The sequence below is a fragment of the Streptomyces sp. NBC_00029 genome (assembly GCF_045160505.1).
Taxonomy (GTDB): Bacteria; Actinomycetota; Actinomycetes; order Streptomycetales; family Streptomycetaceae; genus Streptomyces.
The window spans coordinates 4454798-4474915 of the sequence record NZ_CP108292.1; the positions used below are offsets into that span (position 1 = coordinate 4454798).

General features: G+C 70.6%; 17 protein-coding genes and 5 tRNA genes. 9 read left to right on the top strand and 13 right to left on the bottom strand.

The window, feature by feature from the left end:
- Position 1 precedes the first annotated feature (1 nt).
- Together OG753_RS20835 and OG753_RS20840 are read left to right on the top strand one after the other, a co-directional pair.
- Positions 2-1024: a glycosyltransferase gene (locus OG753_RS20835; RefSeq protein WP_405789588.1), complete on the top strand. Its 1023-nt coding sequence runs from the start codon at positions 2-4 to the stop codon at positions 1022-1024.
- Entirely contained in the window at positions 1021-2073 is a 1053-nt protein-coding gene (locus OG753_RS20840; protein WP_390405658.1) for a hypothetical protein, read from the top strand. Before OG753_RS20835 ends, OG753_RS20840 begins: the two co-directional genes overlap by 4 nt.
- Before the next feature lie 449 nt (positions 2074-2522).
- Here OG753_RS20840 and OG753_RS20845 read toward each other — a convergent pair whose 3' ends face one another.
- The 4 genes from OG753_RS20845 to OG753_RS20860 form a co-directional block, all read right to left on the bottom strand.
- Positions 2523-4079 carry a hypothetical protein gene (locus tag OG753_RS20845; RefSeq protein WP_405789590.1) on the bottom strand — a complete coding sequence of 519 codons (1557 nt, stop codon included), beginning with the start codon at positions 4077-4079 and terminating at the stop codon, positions 2523-2525.
- Positions 4076-5176, bottom strand: a complete 1101-nt coding sequence (locus tag OG753_RS20850; RefSeq protein ID WP_405789592.1) for a bifunctional DNA primase/polymerase — start codon at positions 5174-5176, stop codon at positions 4076-4078. The genes OG753_RS20845 and OG753_RS20850 overlap by 4 nt, the downstream gene beginning before the upstream one ends.
- Positions 5177-5241: 65 nt before the next feature.
- Positions 5242-5523 (bottom strand): integrase, encoded by a 282-nt coding sequence (locus OG753_RS20855; protein ID WP_405789594.1) that lies wholly within the window; start codon positions 5521-5523, stop codon positions 5242-5244.
- Positions 5520-5768 carry a helix-turn-helix domain-containing protein gene (locus OG753_RS20860; protein WP_405789595.1) on the bottom strand — a complete coding sequence of 83 codons (249 nt, stop codon included), beginning with the start codon at positions 5766-5768 and terminating at the stop codon, positions 5520-5522. The genes OG753_RS20855 and OG753_RS20860 overlap by 4 nt, the downstream gene beginning before the upstream one ends.
- Positions 5769-6022: 254 nt before the next feature.
- On the opposite strand from OG753_RS20860, the gene OG753_RS20865 reads away from it, so the two are divergent.
- Both OG753_RS20865 and xerC read left to right on the top strand, forming a co-directional pair.
- Positions 6023-6685 carry a hypothetical protein gene (locus OG753_RS20865; protein WP_328789772.1) on the top strand — a complete coding sequence of 221 codons (663 nt, stop codon included), beginning with the start codon at positions 6023-6025 and terminating at the stop codon, positions 6683-6685.
- Between the two features lie 2 nt (positions 6686-6687).
- Complete coding sequence (gene xerC / locus OG753_RS20870) at positions 6688-8301, top strand: tyrosine recombinase XerC (protein ID WP_405789597.1); 1614 nt, start codon at positions 6688-6690, stop codon at positions 8299-8301.
- Positions 8302-8335: 34 nt separating this feature from the next.
- On the opposite strand, the gene OG753_RS20875 is transcribed toward xerC, so the two are convergent.
- The 6 genes from OG753_RS20875 to OG753_RS20900 form a co-directional block, all read right to left on the bottom strand.
- A tRNA-Lys gene (locus OG753_RS20875) sits at positions 8336-8408 on the bottom strand.
- 215 nt (positions 8409-8623) lie between these two features.
- On the bottom strand, positions 8624-10981 hold the full coding sequence (locus OG753_RS20880) for a DEAD/DEAH box helicase (RefSeq protein WP_327263243.1): 2358 nt from the start codon (positions 10979-10981) through the stop codon (positions 8624-8626).
- A gap of 278 nt (positions 10982-11259) precedes the next feature.
- A complete protein-coding gene (locus OG753_RS20885; protein WP_327263244.1) occupies positions 11260-11793 on the bottom strand; it encodes a hypothetical protein in 534 nt (177 codons plus the stop codon).
- A gap of 99 nt (positions 11794-11892) precedes the next feature.
- Positions 11893-12267: a fluoride efflux transporter CrcB gene (crcB, locus tag OG753_RS20890; protein WP_405789599.1), complete on the bottom strand. Its 375-nt coding sequence runs from the start codon at positions 12265-12267 to the stop codon at positions 11893-11895.
- A complete protein-coding gene (locus OG753_RS20895) occupies positions 12264-12731 on the bottom strand; it encodes a FluC/FEX family fluoride channel (protein ID WP_405792744.1) in 468 nt (155 codons plus the stop codon). The genes crcB and OG753_RS20895 overlap by 4 nt, the downstream gene beginning before the upstream one ends.
- 80 nt (positions 12732-12811) lie before the next feature.
- Positions 12812-13162 carry a metallopeptidase family protein gene (locus tag OG753_RS20900; protein ID WP_030012899.1) on the bottom strand — a complete coding sequence of 117 codons (351 nt, stop codon included), beginning with the start codon at positions 13160-13162 and terminating at the stop codon, positions 12812-12814.
- Positions 13163-13289: 127 nt separating this feature from the next.
- Here OG753_RS20900 and OG753_RS20905 point away from each other — a divergent pair.
- The 3 genes from OG753_RS20905 (at position 13290) to OG753_RS20915 (ending at position 13574) form a co-directional block, all read left to right on the top strand.
- Positions 13290-13362: transfer RNA gene (locus OG753_RS20905), tRNA-Glu, on the top strand.
- A gap of 39 nt (positions 13363-13401) precedes the next feature.
- Positions 13402-13475: transfer RNA gene (locus tag OG753_RS20910), tRNA-Asp, on the top strand.
- Between the two features lie 22 nt (positions 13476-13497).
- A tRNA-Phe gene (locus tag OG753_RS20915) sits at positions 13498-13574 on the top strand.
- A gap of 38 nt (positions 13575-13612) precedes the next feature.
- Here OG753_RS20915 and OG753_RS20920 read toward each other — a convergent pair.
- From OG753_RS20920 to OG753_RS20930, 3 genes are all read right to left on the bottom strand, one after another.
- Entirely contained in the window at positions 13613-14461 is an 849-nt protein-coding gene (locus OG753_RS20920) for a cytochrome c biogenesis CcdA family protein (RefSeq protein ID WP_405789601.1), read from the bottom strand.
- On the bottom strand, positions 14458-15213 hold the full coding sequence (locus OG753_RS20925; RefSeq protein WP_405789603.1) for a DsbA family protein: 756 nt from the start codon (positions 15211-15213) through the stop codon (positions 14458-14460). The genes OG753_RS20920 and OG753_RS20925 overlap by 4 nt, the downstream gene beginning before the upstream one ends.
- A 66-nt stretch (positions 15214-15279) precedes the next feature.
- Complete coding sequence (locus OG753_RS20930) at positions 15280-15744, bottom strand: hypothetical protein (RefSeq protein WP_405789604.1); 465 nt, start codon at positions 15742-15744, stop codon at positions 15280-15282.
- 90 nt (positions 15745-15834) lie between these two features.
- Here OG753_RS20930 and hrpA point away from each other — a divergent pair, with 90 nt between their 5' ends.
- Positions 15835-19773, top strand: a complete 3939-nt coding sequence (gene hrpA / locus OG753_RS20935) for an ATP-dependent RNA helicase HrpA (RefSeq protein ID WP_405789606.1) — start codon at positions 15835-15837, stop codon at positions 19771-19773.
- An 81-nt stretch (positions 19774-19854) separates the two neighbouring features.
- Positions 19855-19928, top strand: a tRNA-Asp gene (locus OG753_RS20940).
- Positions 19929-20118 lie beyond the last annotated feature (190 nt).

A 20118-nucleotide genomic window follows, 5' to 3' on the forward strand; every position in this document is an offset into this window, starting at 1 on the left:
CGTGCTCGTCGGCGTCTGCGACTTCCCTGGTAGCTACGCCTTTCCACCCGCCGGGTACGGCGGGATCGAACGATGGCTGTGGGCGGTCGCCGTAGGCGCCCGGGCCGCAGGCGCCGACGTACACCTCCTGGGGCCGGCCTGGCTCACGGACCAAGAGAATGACTGGGTCCGTAAGCCGGTCCGTCTGGAGGACATCACCGCCGGATCGCTCGCCGAGCGCGAGCTCCGCGGCGCCGGATACGACCTCCTGGTCGTGGGGCACGAGTACCCCTCGCTGCCCGCCTGGACCCGGACGTGGAACGAACTGGACTGCGACGTCGCCACGTTCCAGCACTCGCCGGTCTTCCAGCACGCCGCCACTGCCTTCGACGGCGAGCGGTCACGCCTCTACTGCTACTCGCCCGAGATGATCGAGCGGTACGCGAACCACCAGCCGATCCGCGAGCTTGCCGTCCACCTCGGCCTCAACGAGGAGGAGCCTCCGGCGGTCGCCGGTACCGACCTCGTGTGGCTCGGCCGGATCGACGAGGAGAAGGCTCCGCACATCGCCGTACGTGCTGCTCAGATACTCGGCCGCAGGATCCGGATCGTCGGACCGGTCTTCGACGAGGGCTACGTACGACGCCACGACCGGCTCTTCAGCGCGGACCACGTCAAGTGGGTCGGCGAACTCGGCGGCCCCGCCAAGACCGCCGCCATCCGCGACGCGTCCGTCTTCGTCTACACCTACGCCCGCACCTACGTGGAGGCCGGCGCCGCCGTCTTCGGAGAGTCCCTCCGCGCGGGCACCCCCATGGCCGCCCTCACCTGGCGCACCGGCACCTGCGCCGAAGCCGCCCTCTGCGACCAGACCGGCGCCATCACCGTGGCCAACCCAGACGAGGACGACGAGACAGCCGCCCGCCAGCTGGCTCAAGCCATCGAGCGAGCGGATAGCCTCGACCACCGACAGGTCCAGGAGATCGGGCAGCACCGATTCGATCCCGCCCGGCACTTCCGGGCGATGGCGGCACGGTCAGCATGACCAGCACGGCCAGTGGAGACGGAATGTCTCTGTCGGAACGGATACCCGCTGCGCTCCGTGCGGCGTTAGGCGGGCACTGGGAGTTCACCGTCGCCGACTCCCGCATCGAGATCCGGCATCCGCAGCGCGGCACCCCCTATCGGCCACCCCGCCGCCCGCCCTCATGGCGCGAACTCCTCGACGAGCTGGAGAGCGGCTTTGCAAGGGACGGCGCCCCACGTGCCGCCTGTCTCCCGCTCCGATGGGGCCGTGAGACCGAACTGACCATCTCCGCGGTCCAAGCCCTCGACCCACTCCTCAAAGAGGGCAAGCCTCACACGTACCGGACCGGCTTCCTCCCCCAACCTGTCGTGCGCCTTACCGGCCAGCGCGACACCGCCGGCGCCCTATGCGAAGGATTCCTCACCTCCTTCGTCAACATCTCCCGCGTCCAACCCGTGCAGAACTTGGACGCGTACGGATCCATCCTCGATGGCTGGCTGTCCGTCCTGTCCCAGCTCGGCTTCCACTGCCGGCATCTGAGTATCTACGGCAGTCTCACGACGTGGCGGCGACGACAGGTCGAAGGTGTAACGCTGCGCTTTCGCCACCTGGACCTCACCCTTGGCGACATCGTCCTCCTCTGGAACGTCGAGAGCCCGGAGCACATGGCCGTGGACCTTGGCACCGGACTGGAACGTCTGGCCTGGGCGCGCACCCAACTGGGCTGGCACGACTTGATCTACGGCCGCTTCGCCCAGGCGGCACCAGCAGAGACGCTGGACGCCATCCGCACCGCCACGCTCCTCCTCAGCCACGGGATTACTCCTGCGGCCCGGGGGGCGGGCGGAATCACGCGGCGGGTCATCGGTTCGATTGATCCAGCCGCTGCGCGCCTGGGTGTCAGCGCCGTAGTCCGAGAGCTGTACGACTACTGGTCGCTCTTCGGGACTCCCACCGTCCCGTGGGCCTCTGTCACCGCTGCCATGGAAGCGGAGCTGCATGGCCAGTCACGCCGTCTCCCGCGCGCGGGAGGCTCATCGACCGGTCGCTCGCAACCGTGGACCTAACGAATGGTGGGCCGTTTCCTCTTCGGGCAGTTACACGCCCCTATGACCAGCAGACGTGTGGTCCCTGGACTGATCCGGCACAGGCCCACAATGGGCAGAAGAGGAAACGTTCAATACGCGCGCACGCGCGCGCGAGGCGCGACCGGTCGCGGCATCGGACATAAGGGGACGCCGAGGACGTGGGGGACGACGTTCCCGGTGTCCTCTCTGCCTCTCTTTCCTCCTTGCTTCTGGGACAGAGAAGACAGGGTCCGACAGCGTCCCCCCGCGTACCCGAAACCGGCTTTCGCCTGAAGTTGCTGGCTGGGCGGGCGATCTGGGCGTCGTTCGGCGCGTCCCCCTCGCGTCCCCTTGGTCTCCGGGGCGTCCCCCTCTCGTCCCCCGGCTACGCAGCCGCCCCGGTCCGCAGTGGTCGCGGGCCGGGGCGGCTGGTTGGTCGGAGGGGCGGGCTATGGGGTGAACGTGATCGTGTACTTCCTGCCGTTCTTGTTGCTCGTCGGGGCGATCACGTTGATGCCCCGGGAGCGAAGGGCCGGCGCCGACTGCTTGAGCCGGGCGCTGAGGACAGCGGATGTCTGGGGCCACCGCTCCCCTGGGCTGCAACGGGCAGAAAGCAGCGCGTTCAGCTCGGTCATGGTGCCGGTCCAGCCTTCGGTGGGGAAGCTGGGTGAGCTCACCCAGTCCCGTAGCGCCGCAGTGACCGGGTTCCCGTCGAGAACAGCTTCGACGAGCTCGTCCTGCGAGCCGTGGAAGGTCTCCAGGGCCGTCCAGCCTGTCACGCGGTCCAGCGCGTGCAGCAGCTCGGAGAAGTCGGCCATGCGCGGGCGATCGACCAGGGCAGCCGCAGCGTGGGGAAGGTCGGCCCACACCATGACCGCCAGGTCCAGGAGGGCGCCCAGGATTTGGGGGCTCGCCTGTTCGTAGGCGCCCCACAGCTCCGCCAGGGTGCGGCGCTTGGTGATGCGCTGGAGTTCAAGCGCCATGGAGCGTTCGGCGAGGTCGTTGGACATGGCGCCGGTGTCGATACCGGTGAGCAGCACGGGGCGCTGGCTGACCAGAATGCTGACGTCGTCGTCGCTGTAGAGGGCGCGGCTGACCTGGGCTCCGCCGGTGACGACGCGGCACAGTGCGTCCGACATCCACTTGGGGACTCCCGAGAGGTTGTCGAAGGGAAGGGTCCAGCCGGCCGAGGCGGTGACTCCGAGGTCTTTGAGGTTCTCCGGCGCTTGGCGGAGCGGGATCGCCGCGCCATCGAGGAGACCGACGAGCATCCGCCCCGCAGTGGTCTTCCCGGTGCCCTGTTCCCCGGTGAGGTAGGCGATAGGGCGAGGGAGAGAGGGACGCAGGGCGGCCAGCCACCAGGCCACCGCGAGGGGCAGCGTCGCCGCGGTGAACGGAAGCATCTGGGCGAGGGTGTCAATGCCCGCCTGCCAGCCGCCCTGGGGGCGCTCGGGGAGGGGGAGTTCACCGATCAGCTTGGTGCGTCGCCAGATCGGTCCTTCTCCCGGGTCAGGGTAGGTGAGTGTCCAGCCGTCCGGGGCGATGCGTACGGACTGGCCGTCGGGCCGGCCGAGGTCGAGCCATGTAACCGTCGGGTCGCTCGGATCCGGTGCGACGCGGAGCCAGAGGTTTGTCTCGGGGGCGGACAGGGCGAGGGCGTCGAGGGCGGCCACGGCGTCGCTGAGCGCCGTCTGGGAGGGGGTGCGGTCATGGGCCTGGAGATAGCGGACGGTGAGCAGCTGGCGGACGCTGCCGGTGGAGCTGTGCGCCTTGGCCCTGAGCGGTACGGCGATAGGCGCTCCGTCCCAGGGCACGGCGTAGGGGTCGCCGTTGCTGCGCAGGTACCGGAATTCGTTCTGTCCGATGGCGCGGAGCACCTCGACCTGCGGCGGGCCCTTGTGCTGACCTGGCCGTGCCACGTCGTGCTCGGGGCTGCTCAGGCCCCCGGGTATGGCAACGAGCGAGCGAGCCGCGGATGCCGCGTCGTAGGGCAGCGGCGTGGTCATGCGGCCCCCTTGAGAGTGCGTGGCTGGCGTTCACCAGCGGTCAGGCCCGATCGGATCGCCGCTTCGGCCTCGCGGTCCGGCAGGCCGGCGTGCCGGGCGGCGTCGAGCAGGGCGTCCGCGACCTGCTGTTGGTCGAGAGAGGCGGGAGTCAGCAGCGTGCCGAGGCTGAACGCCGCGCGGTTCAAGGCGTCGTTGCGGGTTCCGGAGCGCGCCTCGGCGACGGCGGTCAGTTCGCGTCGTACCGCAGCGGCAACGTAGCCGCCGCCGAGCGAGCGACTGCGCCACGGCGGCACGATCCGTGGCCGCTCGGGCCGCACTCGGTGCCCGGTGCGGTCGAGCTCGCGGGCCAGCCAGACAGGCAGCTCCGCGACGCTCCGACAGTCACCCAGCGCCGTGTACGTGCCCTTCTTGGTGGTAGTGCCGGGCGCGACGGCATACGAGGACCCGGCTCGGAGGTCGAGCTGCCAGCCCAGCGCACCGGCGAGCGGACGCCACGCCGTGCCGTTAGGCGCCTTGAACCAGTAGTGCACTCCGCCGGACGGCGTCAGGACGGTGAGCGTCTGCTGGCCACAGCCGGGCAGCGGCGCGCGCCGCACTTCGGCGAGCAGGGCGAGCGTGTCACGGCCGTCCGTGACGCTGCCGGGGGTGATGTCGTGGGGCAGGTCGACACCGGGGAGGAGGGCAGCCGGGTTGGAGGGGGCCTGTCCCCCGTGACTGTCCACATCCAGGATCACCAGCCCGGAGGGCCCGGCGGCGATGCCCACGCCGGCGGAAGGCAGGCGGTTCCACCAGCCGTCGATCCGGCCAGGGTCGTTGGTCGCGGCGAGCACTCCGTGGCAGGGACGGCCGGAGGAGATGCAGGGGCAGCCGTGCCCGTCGTGCTCGGTGTACCGGGGATTGGGGCGCTGCTTGCTGCCCTGGGAGCACCGGTCGCATCCGCGTACGGGGATCTTGGTTCCCGGCGTGAGCGGATGGACGTGCCAGCCTTGCGCGGCGGCCCACTGGGCGACGCGCAGGGGGTTCGGTGCGGCAGGTCGGAAGGGGTTCGAGTGTGAGTCGGATTCGGCCGCGCGGGGGAGCTGGATAGGCTCCTGCATGTAGAGGTCTCCTTGCGGCGGCACGGGGCGGGCTTGGTCGTTCGCACCCCGCGCCGTCGTGCTGTTCAGGCTTGGACGGAGCTGGAGAGTTCGAGGGCTCCGGCGGATGCGCCAACATCCGTGCGGAGCCCGGCCTCTTCCTGTGGACGGAGGCCGAGTGCCTCGTGCAGCTCGGCGGTGACGACACGCAGCGCGCGGCCGAGTCGCAGAGTCCGCACCGGCAGCTCTCCCCGCTTGGCCAGGGCGTACGTCGTACTGCGCTTGAGCCCGAACGCGCGGCCGGCGGTCTCAAGGTCGACGGTCGCGGGGAGGGCGAGCAGCTCGGCTCGGGTGAGGGCGCTGCTCATGCCACTTGCTCTCGGTTGCGCTGGTGCTGGGCCAGGTCTTCGAGGACGCGGGCATAGGCGAGCGCCGCTTCTCCCCTCGGGGTCCGCTTCCCTCGCTCCCAGCGCCAGACCGTCGACGGGTCCACCCCGCACAGGTCCGCGATCTCCGACAGCGACAGCCGCGCGGCGGCGCGAGTACGCATCGCTGCCCCCGAGGCAGCGTCGGCCCGCACCTGCGCGAGGCGCAGGACATCAGTTCTGATCATGGACCGAGCTTAGCCGATACCTTGCCTCAACTCCACAGGACTTCCTCACCCGTTGAACCATGATGAACTTTGCCGACAGGCAAGGTTAGATAGGGACAGAGGAGGGCTGAGAGGGAAGATGAGGGACCAGATGAGACTTGATGAGCACAAACAAGGAAAGACCGGGAAAGCAGGCTGGAAGACATGAGGCACGCATGAGAGCGAGCGGGACAGTCATCCTTGCCACTTCCTTGCCTCTCGGGCAGGATTCAGGCATGCAGAATGATGGAGTGCCCGACGGATGGGACTACGTAGCCACCCCCGGCTGGCCCTACGACCAGTTCCGCGGGGAACCGCCCCTCGTCGATCTCGGGCACCTGAAGATGCCGAGCCACTTCACCGGTATCGCCGTGGGGAAAAAGGTCCGCGCCACGGTCGCGCTGTGCTTCCGCGCCGACCCCCAGTCGGGCGTGCAGCTGGTGTCCGTCATGACCGGTGACACAGGAGCCGACTTCGGACTCGAAGCGGTTCTCGAAGCAGCGGGGATCGCGACGTGGAAGCACGCCGCGTTCATGCAGCTGGTGAACAGCTCGGCTACCGAATGGCTCGGGGAGACCCTCGCCCCCCAGGCCGACCAATCGGCTTCCCCGTTCGAGCAGAAGAAGGAAGAGGCGCGGCGGCTACTGGCCCCACTGTTCGGGCTCCTGCCGGCCCAGCAGACGCCTGGACAGCGCCGCAGCCTCACCCCGGACCACCTGACCAACGTGGCCGAGGTCTACCGCGAGGCGCACAAGCAGGGCCGGCCGCCCACCGTCGCGGTCGCCGAGCACTTCGGCGTCTCGCACTCCGCTGCCGCGAAGTGGGTCGGGGCGGCACGCAAGCAAGGCCAGTTGGGGCCCGTGGCGAAGGGGTCGCGGGGATCTGTTGAGGGGGACTGAGATTGAACGGGTCGACTCACCGGCGGTGCAACTGCCGGGACCAGGAGAGCGGGAAGCTGCTCGGGAGTAAGTGCCCGAAGCTCAAGAACAAACGCCACGGGGCCTACAGGCTGCGGCAGGAGCTCCCGCCCACCAGCGAGGGCACACGGCGCTCGTTCACCCGCGGCGGCTACGAGTCCAAGGGGGAAGCCCAGGCCGACCTGGACCACATACGGGCCCTGCTCGCCCTGGCCGATTCGGACGACGACGAGGGCCGCGAGCGCATCGTCGAGCTGCTCGCCAAGGTGGCACAGGACAAGGCACCTCTGCCGGACCTCGAAGAGACGCGGCGTCGGCTGCACACCACGCAGTCCCTCACCATCCGGATCACGGTCGGCGAGTGGCTCGACACCTGGCTCGCGGCGAAGAAGACCCGGAAGACCACGACCAACGGCTACGCCTCGCACCTCAAGGTGCACCTGAAGCCGCGCATCGGGCACCTGCGGCTGGACCGGCTCAACGTCGGGCACCTCGTTGAGATGTTCGACGCCATCGCCGACGAGAACGAGGTCATCGCGGCCGAGAACCAGGAGCGCCGCGATCAGATCGCGCGGTGCAAGCCGAGCAAGGCGGGGCGCCCGGTGGCCGCCGAGCGGGCCAAGCTGGCGCTGGAGAAGGCGAAGCTCGCCGAGATGAAGCCGTTCCGGAAGCTCACGGGGCCGGCGACCCGTCAGAGCATCCGGCGGACCCTGCGGGCCGCGCTGAACGCGGCGATAGCCCGGCAGCTCGTCACCTTCAACCCGGCCGCGCACGTGGAGCTTGAGTCGGGCAAGCGCCCGAAGCCGCTTCTGTGGACCGCTGAGCGGGTGGGGCGGTGGCAGGAGACGGGCGAGAAACCGAGCCCGGTCATGGTGTGGATGCCGGAGCAGCTTGGCGCGTTCCTCGACCACGCGTCAGACCACCGGCTGTACGCGTTCTTCCACCTGATCGCGTTCCGTGGGCTACGCCGCGGCGAGGGCGTGGGCCAGGACTGGACGCACGTGAACCTGGACGCCGGGCTCCTCACGGTCGCGAGCGAGATCGTGCAGGACGGTTGGACGCCGTACGAGTCGGAGCCGAAGACGGACTCCAGCGCGAACACCATCGGCCTGGACAACGACACCGTGGCCGTTCTGCGGGCGCACAGGGTCCGGCAGAACAAGGAGCGCCTCAAGTGGGGCAAGGGCTGGCAGAACACGGGGAAGGTCTTCACCAAGGAGGACGGCACCTGGCTCCATCCGGACACCGTCTCGAAGGAGTTCAGGCGCCTCTACGAGGAGATCGGCCTACCGCCCATCAATCTCCGCGACCTGCGCCACGGGACGGCGACCCTCACCCACGCCGGCGGCGGCGACCTCCACACCATCAAGGAGACGCTGCGGCACTCCACCATCACGCTGACTTCGGACACGTACACGAGCCTGCTACCCGAAGTCGACAAGGCCGCCGCGGAAGCAGCCGCCCGGCTCGTTCCGAGGGCGCGTCCAGCCGTGGCGGCGAACGGGAGTTCCAGCACCGCCGCTCCCGCATCGCTCCCGCACAGAGCCGTGAACGACGAAGCGCCTCGACCGGCCGAAACCAGTCGAGGCGCTAAGTAGCAGGTCAGAGGGGTTAATCTCCGCCTGCGAGCAGTAGGCCATGTCGGACTCGAACCGACAACCAACGGATTAAAAGTCCGCTGCTCTGCCAATTGAGCTAATGGCCCTCCAGGTGCTCACCCCAGAGCATAGCCGGACCGCGCCGGTCAGCCGATCGGGTATCCGCCGACCGGCCTGTCGCCGTCGGTGCGGTGGGTCCTCCCGGGGGTCTGGGGGCCCGGTCCGAGGGGGTGTTACGCACCATCAGCTTCGGGATACGAGGAAGGGCCCGTCCGCACCTGGGTGCGTACGGGCCCTTCTCAGGGGTTCAGCTCAGCTGCGATCAGCCGTTGCGCTTCCAGCGCGGCTTGTCGTCCCGGCGGCCGCCGAAGCCGCCGGTGGAACCGGAGCCGGAGCCGGACGGACGGTGGTCGTCACGGCGGCCGTACGGGCGGTCGCCGCCACCGGAGCGGAAGCCACCGGAGGGACGGTCGTCACGACGGAAGCCACCACCGGACGGACGGTCGCCACCGGAGCGGAAGCCACCGGAGGGACGGTCGTCACGGTTGAAGGTGCCCGACGAGCGGTCGTCACGGTTGAAGCCGCCGGAGGGACGGTCGTCGCGGCGGAAGCCACCACGGTCGCCACCACGGTCATCGCGGTTGAAGCCACCCGAGGGACGGTCGTCACGACGGAAGCCACCACCGGACGGACGGTCGCCACCGGAGCGGAAGCCACCCGACGGACGGTCGTCGCGGCGGAAGCCACCACGGTCGCCACCACGGTCATCGCGGTTGAAGCCACCCGAGGGACGGTCGTCACGACGGAAGCCACCACCGGACGGACGGTCGCCACCGGAGCGGAAGCCACCCGACGGACGGTCGTCGCGGCGGAAGCCACCACGGTCGCCACCACGGTCGTCACGGTTGAAGCCGCCCGAGGGACGGCCACCGCGGTCGCCGCCGCGGTCGTCACGGCGGAAGCCGCCGCGGTCGCCACCACGGTCGCCGCCGCGGTTGTCGCGACGCTCGAAGTTGCCACGGTCGTCGCGCTGGGCGCGCTGCTCCTCGCGGCGCTCCTGCGCGGCCAGCTCGGCGGCAGCGGCGGCAGCAGCAGCCGCGACCTCGGCCTCGGCGGCCTCGGCCACCTCGGCGACAGCGGCCTCCGGGTCCTCGCCGCGCTCACGGGCGGAGCGGGCGACCAGGCGGTCGGCCTCCTCGCGGAGCTCGACGGCACGGCGCGACAGACGCTCGAGCTGCTTGGTCAGCTCGGCGACCTCACGCTCGGCCTGCTTGGCGGCGTTGTTCGCGGAGTCGGCCTGGACCTCGGTCAGCGAACGGGCACCGGTGATCTCGGCGACCTCCGGCTCGAAGGCGCCGGCGCCCTGGACGATGTGACGCGAGGCGTCGACGCCCGCGTCCTCCATCAGACGGAAGATCTGGCGGCGCTGGTGCGGCAGGGCGAGGGAGACCACGACACCCGACTTGCCGGCACGGGCGGTACGGCCCGAGCGGTGCAGGTAGTCCTTGTGGTCGCCGGCCGGGTCCACGTTCAGGACCAGGTCGATGCCGTCGACGTGGATGCCGCGGGCGGCGACGTCGGTGGCGACGAGCGCGTTGACGTAGCCGTCCTTGAAGTCGGCGAGGACGCGGGTACGGGCACCCTGCGTCATGCCGCCGTGCAGCGCGTCGGCCTTCACGCCGGCCTCGACGAGCTGCTCGGCGATGCGGTCGGCGCCCAGCTGGGTGCGGACGAAGATGATGGTGCGGCCCTTGCGGGCGGCGATGGCGGCCGTGACCGGCGCCTTGTCCTTCGGCTTCACGACGAGGACGTGGTGCGTCATGGTCGTGACGTTGCCCTGCGCGCTGTCGACCTCGTGCGTGACGGGGTTGGACAGGTAGCGCTTGACCAGGGTGCCGATCTCGTTCTCCATGGTGGCGGAGAAGAGCATGCGCTGGCCGCCGCCGGGGATCTGGTCGAGCAGCTCGGTGACCTCGGGCAGGAAGCCCAGGTCGGCCATCTGGTCGGCCTCGTCGAGAACCGCGATCTTCACGTTCTCCAGCGAGCAGGCGCCACGGTTGATGATGTCGCGCAGACGGCCGGGGGTGGCGACGAGGACGTCGACACCGCGCTCCAGGGCGTAGATCTGGTTGCTCATGGAGGTACCGCCGCAGACGACCTTCATCTTCAGGCCGAGCACGTCGCCGTAGGGCTGGAGCGCGTCCGCGACCTGCATCGCGAGCTCACGGGTCGGCGTGAGGATGATGGCGCGGGGCTTCTTCTTGTCCGTGTGACCGCCGGCCAGCGAGGCCAGGGTCGGCAGACCGAAGGAGAGGGTCTTGCCGGAGCCGGTGCGGCCGCGGCCCAGGATGTCCTTGCCGGCCAGGGCGTCCGGGATGGTCGCGGCCTGGATCGGGAAGGGGGCGGTGACGCCGTTCTGCGCGAGCTTGCGCACGATGCCCTCGGGGAGACCGAGGTCGCCGAAGGTGATCGAGGGCTCGGCGTCGTCGTCGGCGTCGTCGAAGTCGGTGGTCGAGTCCTCGAAGGACCCGTCGGTGTTCACGTCGGCCTCAAGAGCCTCGATGATCTCGTCCGCCTCAGCGGCCTCGATCGCCTCAGTGACCACAAGGGCCTCGGCGTCGATGATCTCGTTGGAGTCGTTCTCGGGCATGACGGAACGGTCAGAGCTGGAAATGGACATGCGAAATGCGAAACCTTCCGGAGTCTCGGCACGCGCCCAAACTCCGTGAATCGCAAATCGACCGCCTCAATGCGGTCAGCCACGGCTAGGGAGAGTACGCGCCACACGGCGCTCTTCGGATTCGGCGCCGGGCAATGGGATCAAACGATCTATAACCATACGCACCCTCCCCGGGGTCTGGCAAGTCAGTCCAGCAGAAACGTCCCTGACCTGCACAAACACCCTCGGGGCAGTCACCGGACCCGGCTCCGACGCAGCCGGCCGGACGCCCGCCCGGCCTAGAGTTCGGGCACCGGCGCGATGGTCGGCTCGGGCTGCGGGGTCGACGGCTGCGACGTGGGTTCCGTCACAGGCGGAGTCGTGGCGGGCGGCTGCGGAGTCGGGCTCGCCGACTGCTGTCCGCCGGCCGCACCGCCCGGGCCGCCGGCTCCTCCCGAACCGCCCGTGGTGGGTTCCTGCGGGCCCTGCCCGCCCGCCCCGCCGCCCGGTCCCGCCGACGGCGCGGGCACCCCCGGCTGACCGCTCGGCGCGCCCGCGCTCGGCGAGGCGCCGGTCGCGCCGGAGGCCTTGCCGTCCTCCTTGGGCCTGCCGTCCTGGCTCCCCGGACCGCCCTTGGCACCGCGCCCATTGCCGTGGACGCCGGAGCCGCGCCCCGTGACGGTCCCCGCACCCGCCTCGGCGCCGCTGCGGTGGTCCCCCGGGGCGGAGGGCCCGGGCTTCGCCGCGTCCTGGCCGATGCTCATGCAGCCGGCCGTCGCCGCGACCGCGAGCGCGGTGACGGCCAGTCGGAGGGAAGCGGACAACTGGCGCACGGGGGCACCTCCGGAGCCTGAAAGTGAACTTTCCGCATGAGCGGGTCAATGTGCCCAACTCCCTTCGGCCCGTGAGGGACACGCCCTCGGCCGAACACCTCAGGCGAAGAGCTGCCGCGCCACCTGCGCGCCGAGCCGTACGGCGCCCAGCCCGACCAGCACGGACGCCACCACGTTCGCCGCCGCCAGGAACCCGTGTCCGCGTTCGGCAAGCCGCAGCGTCTCGTACGAGAACGTCGAGTACGTGCTCAGCGCCCCGCACAGCCCGGTCCCCAGCAGCAACTGCAGCTGCGAGGAGGCTGCTCCGGCCAGCGCCGCCCCGGCCAGCACCCCGAGCACCAGGCACGCGCTCGCGTTGACGACGAAGGTGCCCCAGGGGAACGCGGAATCGTGCCGCGCCTGCACCCCACGGTCCATCAGGTAGCGCAGCGGCGCGCCGAACGCCGCGCCCGCCACCACGAGCAGCCAGTTCACCGGCCGCCCCCGCGACGCCCCCGGGCGGCGACCGCGAGCGCGTACCGCGTGGCCGAGGCCCCCGTCCACACCGCGCCGAGCGCCAGGGCGACCGTGAGCACGGCGTAGGCCGACGCGGTCCCGGCCTCCCCTGCGTCCAGGAGCCGCGAGAGATCCACCGCGTAGGTGGAGAAGGTGGTGAAGCCGCCGAGCACACCGACCCCGGCGAAGGGCCGCAGCAGCGGATGCGGGGACGTCCGGCCGCCCTCGCTGATCAGCACCATGAGTACGCCGATCAGCGCGCTGCCGGAGGCATTGATCCACAGGGTCGCCCAGGGGAGGGCCCCGGGCACGGCGGGCCACAGCAGGGAGATCCCGTACCGCGCCGCGCCCCCGATCGCACCGCCGGCCGCCACCGCCGCGAGCACCCGGCCCTGCGGCTCGGCGCGCTGCGCGGGCACGTGCAGGTCGACGTCCGGATCGATCGCCTCCGCCGCCCCGTCACCGGGAACGGGCGGGAGGGGAGGGACGGGCGGGACAGGTGGGACGGGCGGGCCCGATCCGGTCACCCGTACCCCAGCGCGTGCAGCCGTTCGTCGTCGATGCCGAAGTGGTGGGCGATCTCGTGCACCACGGTGACCTCCGTCTCCGCGACCACGCTCTCCCGGTCCTCGCACATCCGCAACGTGGGATTCCGGTAGATGGTGATCCGGTCCGGCAGCACCCCGGCGTACCACTCGCCGCGGTCCGTCAGCGGGGTCCCCTCGTAGAGCCCGAGCAGCTCGGGGTCGTCGGCGGGCGGTTCGTCCTCGACGAACACCGCCACGTTGTCCATCAGCCGCGTGAGCTCCGGCGGGATGCGGTCCAGGGCCTCTGCGACGAGCTCTTCGAACTCCTCGCGCGTCATCTCCAGCACCCGGCCATTGTCGCTCCGCGGCGGCCCCGTCCCCCGCCCGGGGGAGAAACCGTTTTGGCGATAGCTCACCGGATCCCATATGCTTCTCACGTCCCCGACGCGCTGAGAAGTGCCCGGCGGGCCTTTAGCCCTCATCGTCTAGTGGCCCAGGACGCCGCCCTTTCAAGGCGGTAGCACGGGTTCGAATCCCGTTGGGGGTACGCATTACCGTGTGCAAGACTTGTTCTCGCACACTGCAAGGACCTGTGGAGCAGTTGGTTAGCTCGCCACCCTGTCAAGGTGGAGGTCGCGGGTTCAAGTCCCGTCAGGTTCGCTGAAGCCGGAAACGGTTTCGTGGCTGGGTAGCTCAGTTGGTACGAGCGATCGCCTGAAAAGCGATAGGTCGCCGGTTCGACCCCGGCCCCAGCCACCATCAAGAAGGCCCCGTCCATCGGACGGGGCCTTCTGTGGTTACTCCCCCTCGGCCTCGGCCGGCGGCCGCTCCCGCTCCCGGCCGCGCCACTGCACGACGCCTACGGCCGCCGCCCCGGCGGCGACCAGCCCGAGCAGCGCCCAGTCGGGGACCGCGTCCGCCAGTGAGCCGACCCACTGCTCGACCGCGAACGAGTCGTCCACGTCCAGGAGCCCCGGCAGCGCGCTCGCCCCGTCGTACGCGAGGAACAGCGCCCCCAGGGTGATGAAGAACAGCCCGGACAGCAGCGAGGTGGTGTGCAGCTCGAAGCGGCCGACCCGCAGGGCGCGCCCGCGCAGCCAGCGCCGCCGGCCCAGCTCGAACCGCTCCCACAACAGGGCCAGCAGGAAGAGCGGCACGGCCATGCCCAGGGCGTAGACCGCGAGCAGCAGGCCGCCGTAGACGGGGCTGCCGCTCACCGCGGCGACGGTCAGGACGCTGCCCAGGATCGGGCCGGCGCAGAAGCCGGCCAGCCCGTAGACGGCGCCGAGCGCGTACACCGACAGGGCGGTGGTCGGCCGGATCCGCCCCGACAGCTCCGAGATCCGCTTCGGGGCGAAGCCGAGGCCCAGGATCTGCGCGAGGCCGAGCCCGATGATCAGCCAGCCGCCGGCCAGGACGAGCTGGTCGCGGTTGCTGTGGAAGAACCGTCCGGCGTACGAGCCGGCCGCCCCGAGGGGTACGAGGGTGCTCGCGAGGCCCGCGTAGAAGATCCCGGTGCGCGCCAGCAGCCGCGAGGTGGAGTCGATGGAGTACGCGAAGAAGGCCGGCAGCAGCAGCGCGCTGCACGGGCTGAGCAGCGCGAGGAGGCCGCCCAGCAGGGCGGCCAGGTATCCGATGTCGGTCACTGCTTCGCCGCCCCGGTCTCCGCCTCCGCCTTCGCCGCGGCGATCGCGGCGGTGAAGGTGGCAAGAGGCTGGGCTCCGGCGATCGGCCTGCCGTCCAGGAGGAAGGAGGGGGTGGAGGTGACACCGATGCGGTAGCCCTCCTCCTGGTCCTTCTTCAGGGCCGCCGCGGCCTGCTCGCCGGCCATGTCCGCCTCGAAGCGCTGCAGATCGGGGACACCGGCCTCGCGGGCCAGCTCCACGAGCCGCGGCCCGGCGAAGCCCTTCTCCTTGGAGCCCTCCGCGTACGCCGCCGCGTGGAAGGCGTCGAAACGGTCCTGCTGCCCGGCCGCCCAGGCGGCCTTGGCGGCGGCCTCGGATTCCGCGCCGAAGATCGGGAAGTTGCGCCACTCGATGCGCAGGGTGCCGTCCGCGACGTACTTCTTCACCAGTTCGGGCTCGGTGTCCCGGGCGAACTTGCCGCAGTAGCCGCACTTGAAGTCGGAGTACTCGATGAGCACGACGGGCGCGTCGGCGCGGCCGACGGCGAGCTTGTCGCCGGACTCGCGGCGGGCCAGCGCCTTGAGTTCGGCGGCGGCGGCGTCGGTGCGGGGCGCGGTGCGGGGCGCGGCCACGGCGCCGGAGCCGGAGCCGGCCGGGCCGCTCTCGGCGGGTTTGGTGGCCTGCCACGAGACGACGCCGAGGGTGATCGCGGCGAGGGCGACCCCGGCGGAGATCAGCAGGGGCTTCGTGGAGGTCGTACGGGACGAGGGCATGCGGGGGCTCCAGTGCTGCGGGTGGTGCGGGTGATGTGGGCGGGACCGGTGGGACGACCGGTCGGCCTAGACCCGCATCACGCACAGCTCCAGGGGGTCGGGCGCCGGGCGGCCGGGTCCGCGTACGAGGCCCCGTACGGGCATCGCCGCGGGGGGACCGGCCTCTTCGGGCGCCGACCGGACCGGCGGGACCTGCGCGTGCTCGCCCCGGGCGCGCGTGGGAACGGCGGGCGCAGCGCCGCGCTCGGGGCCGGCGGGCGCGCAGGCGGGCCCGCCCGCGTCGGCGGACACGGCCGCGTGCGGCCGGGCCGGGGCCGAGGCCGGCGTCGAAGGCGGGGCCGGTGCCGGAGCCGGAGCGGGGGCCGAAGCGGATGCCGGAGCAGGGACCGAGGCGAAGGCCGGAGCCGGCGCCGTCCGGTGCGGGGCGACCGCCACCGCCGGGGCCGCGCAGCCCAGGAGTACCGCCAGGACCACGCCGAGCAGGCTCCAGACGTGGCGGGGGCGGGACAAGGTGGGCTGCCTCTCATTCATACGGCCGACGGACTCGTCCCGAAATGGTACGGGTCCACCCGACAAATGCGTTCGCCACCCGGAGGGCCCAGGTGAGATCCTCGATCAGGTATGTCTACTTCCTTCGCCGCCCTGCAGACGCTTCTCGGTGAGATCCCCCTCCGTGACGCGCACCGCCTCGGCCGCCGCCTCGAGGGCGCCCGCCGTATCCGCAAGCCCGAGGCCAAGCAGGCCGTGCTCGACGAGATCGCCGCGGAGGCCACCAAGGCCGCCGCGCGACTGGCCGGCCGTGCCTCGCGGATGCCGGAGATCACGTATCCCGAGAACCTGCCCGTCAGCCAGAAGAAGGACGAGATCGCCGAGGCGATACGCGACCACCAGGTCGTGATCGTCGCGGGCGAGACCGGGTCCGGCAAGACCACGCAGATCCCCAAGATCTGTATGGAGCTGGGCCGCGGCGTCCGCGGCATGATCGGGCACACCCAGCCCCGCCGGATCGCCGCCCGCACGGTCGCGGAGCGGATCGCCGAGGAACTCAAGTCCGAGATCGGCCGGACGGTCGGCTGGAAGGTCCGCTTCACCGACCAGGTGGATCAGGACGCGACCTTCGTGAAGCTGATGACCGACGGCATCCTGCTCGCCGAGATCCAGACGGACCGCGAGCTGCGCGCCTACGACACGATCATCATCGACGAGGCCCACGAGCGGTCGCTGAACATCGACTTCCTGCTCGGCTACCTGGCCACGCTGCTGCCGAAGCGCCCCGACCTCAAGGTCGTCATCACCTCGGCCACCATCGACCCCGAGCGCTTCTCCCGGCACTTCGGCGAGGCGCCGATCGTCGAGGTCAGCGGGCGTACCTATCCGGTGGAGGTGCGCTACCGGCCGCTCCTGGAAGAGGACTCCGAGGATTCGGACCGCGACCAGATCACCGCGATCTGCGAGGCCGTGGACGAGCTCCAGTCCGAGGGGCCTGGCGACATCCTGGTCTTCCTCTCCGGCGAGCGGGAGATCCGCGACACGGCGGACGCCCTGAACAAACGCAGCCTTCGCTTCACCGAAGTCCTCCCCCTGTACGCGCGCCTCTCGCACGCCGAGCAGCACCGCGTGTTCCAGCAGCACACCGGCCGCCGGATCGTCCTGGCCACCAACGTCGCCGAGACCTCGCTCACCGTCCCCGGCATCAAGTACGTGATCGACCCCGGCACCGCCCGGATCTCCCGCTACAGCCACCGCACCAAGGTCCAGCGCCTGCCGATCGAGCGGATCTCGCAGGCCAGCGCCAACCAGCGCAAGGGCCGCTGCGGCCGGACCAGCGACGGCATCTGCATCCGGCTGTACTCCGAGGACGACTTCGACTCCCGTCCCGAGTTCACCGACGCCGAGATCCTGCGGACGAACCTGGCCTCCGTCATCCTCCAGATGACCTCGGCCGGCCTCGGTGAGATCGAGAAGTTCCCCTTCATCGACCCGCCGGACCACCGCAACATCCGCGACGGCGTCCAGCTGCTCCAGGAGCTCGGCGCGCTGGAGATGGGCGAGAAGTCCTCCGCGGAGGGCAAGCGGGGGCAGCGCCTGACGCAGATGGGCCGGCAGCTGTCCCAGCTGCCCGTCGACCCGCGGCTGGCCCGCATGGTCATCGAGGCCGACAAGAACAACTGCGTCCGCGAGGTCATGGTCATCGCGGCGGCCCTGTCCATCCAGGACCCGCGCGAGCGGCCCTCGGACAAGCAGACCCAGGCCGACCAGAACCACGCCCGCTTCAAGGACGAGACCAGCGACTTCCTCTCGTTCCTGAACATGTGGCGCTACGTGCGCGAGCAGCAGAAGGAGCGCGGCTCCTCCTCGTTCCGCCGGATGTGCAAGCAGGAGTACCTGAACTACCTGCGGATCCGCGAGTGGCAGGACATCTACTCCCAGCTGCGCACGGTCGCCAAGGGCATGGGCATTCACGTCAACGAGGCCGATGCCCCCGAGCAGGTCGTCCACGTCTCCCTGCTGGCCGGTCTGCTCTCGCACATCGGGCTCAAGGACACCGACAAGAACGAGTACCTCGGTGCCCGCAGCGCCAAGTTCGCGATCTTCCCGGGCTCCTCGCTCTTCAAGAAGCAGCCGAAGTTCGTGATGTCGGCCGAGCTGGTGGAGACCTCGCGGCTCTGGGCCCGGGTGAACGCCAAGGTGGAGCCCGAGTGGGTGGAGCCGCTGGCCCAGCACCTGATCAAGCGCACGTACAGCGAGCCGCACTGGGAGAAGGACCAGGCGGCCGTGATGGCGTACGAGAAGGTCACGCTGTACGGCGTGCCGATCGTCGCCCAGCGGAAGATCAACTACGGCCGCATCGACCCCGAGGTCTCGCGCGAGCTGTTCATCCGCAATGCCCTGGTCGAGGGCGACTGGCGCACGCACCACAAGTTCTACGCGGACAACCGCAAGCTCCTCACCGAGGTGGAGGAGCTGGAGAACCGGGCCCGTCGCCGCGACATCGTGGTGGACGACGAGACCCTCTTCGACTTCTACGACCAGAAGATCCCCGACCACGTGGTCTCCGGGGCGCACTTCGACTCCTGGTGGAAGCACAAGAAGCGCGAGGAGCCCGAACTCCTCGACTTCGAGCGCGCGATGCTGCTGACCGAGAAGGCGGCCGGGGTCACCAAGGCCGACTACCCGGACTCCTGGCGGCAGGGTCAGCTGAAGTTCCGGGTGACCTACCAGTTCGAGCCGGGCGCGGACGCGGACGGCGTGACCGTCCACATCCCGCTCCAGGTGCTGAACCAGGTCACCGACGAGGGCTTCGACTGGCAGATCCCGGGCCTCCGCGAGGAGGTCGTCACCGAGCTGATCCGCTCGCTGCCGAAGCCGATCCGCCGGCACTACGTGCCCGCGCCGAACTTCGCCGGCCGCTTCCTGGACACGGCGGTGCCCCTGCAGGAGCCGCTGCCGGTCACCCTCGCCCGCGAGCTCCAGCGGATGGTCGGGGTCCCGGTCTCGGCCGAGGACTTCGACCTCACCCGGATCCCCGACCACCTGAAGATCACCTTCCGGATCATCGACGAGCGCCGCAAGAACCTCGCCGAGGACAAGGACCTGGAGGCCCTGCGGCTCAGGCTGAAGCCCAAGGCCCGCCAGGCCCTGTCCAAGGCCGCCGCGGCCACCGCCGAGCGCGCGGGCGGGGAGTCCGTGGAGCGGACCGGCCTGACCGACTGGACGATCGGCACGCTGACCAAGGTCTTCGAGACCCGCCGGGCCGGTCAGCCCGTGAAGGCGTACCCGGCGCTGGTGGACGAGGGCTCGACCGTCTCCGTACGGCTCTTCGACACCGAGGCCGAGCAGCAGCAGGCCATGTGGCTGGGCACCCGGCGGCTCATCCTGCTGAACATCCCGGTGAACCCGGCGAAGTTCGCCTCGGACCACCTGACCAACCAGCAGAAGCTGGCCCTGTCCAGGAACCCGCACGGCTCCATCCAGGCGCTCTTCGACGACTGCGCGACCGCGGCGACCGACCGGCTGATCGCCGACCACGGCGGCCCGGCCTGGGACGAGGCGGCCTTCCGGAAGCTCTACGAGGCGGTCCGCGCGGACCTGGTGGACACGACCGTGCGCACGGTCGGGCAGGTTCAGCAGGTGCTGGCCGCCTGGCAGGCCTGTGAGCGCCGCCTGAAGGCCACCAGCAGCCTGGCGCTGGTCGCGAACATCCAGGACGTCAGGACGCAGCTGGCGGCCCTCGTGCCGGCGGGCTTCGTGACGCTCACCGGGCTGCGCAGGCTGCCGGACCTGATGCGCTACCTGGTGGCCGCGGACCGGCGGCTCCAGCAGATGCCCACGGGCGTCCAGCGCGACACCACGCGCATGGAGAAGGTCCACGAGATGCAGGACGAGTACGCCTGGCTGCTGGAGCAGTTGCCGAAGGGGCGGCCGGTCCCGTCCACGGTCACCGACATCCGCTGGATGATCGAGGAACTGCGCGTCAGCTACTTCGCGCACGCCCTCGGGACGGCGTACCCGGTCTCCGACAAGCGGATCGTGAAGGCGGTGGATGCGGCGGCGCCGTGACCCTTGCCGTGATCGGGTTCGACTGCACCCCCTGAGCTGCGGTACAGTCTGATTCGTAGCCGCCCAGCGGCCGCAAATCTAGGACCTGTGGAGCAGTTGGTTAGCTCGCCACCCTGTCAAGGTGGAGGTCGCGGGTTCAAGTCCCGTCAGGTTCGCAGAAACGTCAGGGCCCGTATCCCTCTGGGGATGCGGGCCCTGACGCGTTGGCGGGTGGCACCGCCCGGGGGGCCTTGGGGGCCGCCAGGGGCCCGTGGAGCGCCCACGTCGCCCGTGAACGCGTCCGGGCGCCCCTGCGAGGCTTCCGGGCCGCGTACGAGCCCGCCCCGAGCCCCGCGCCCGCGAAAG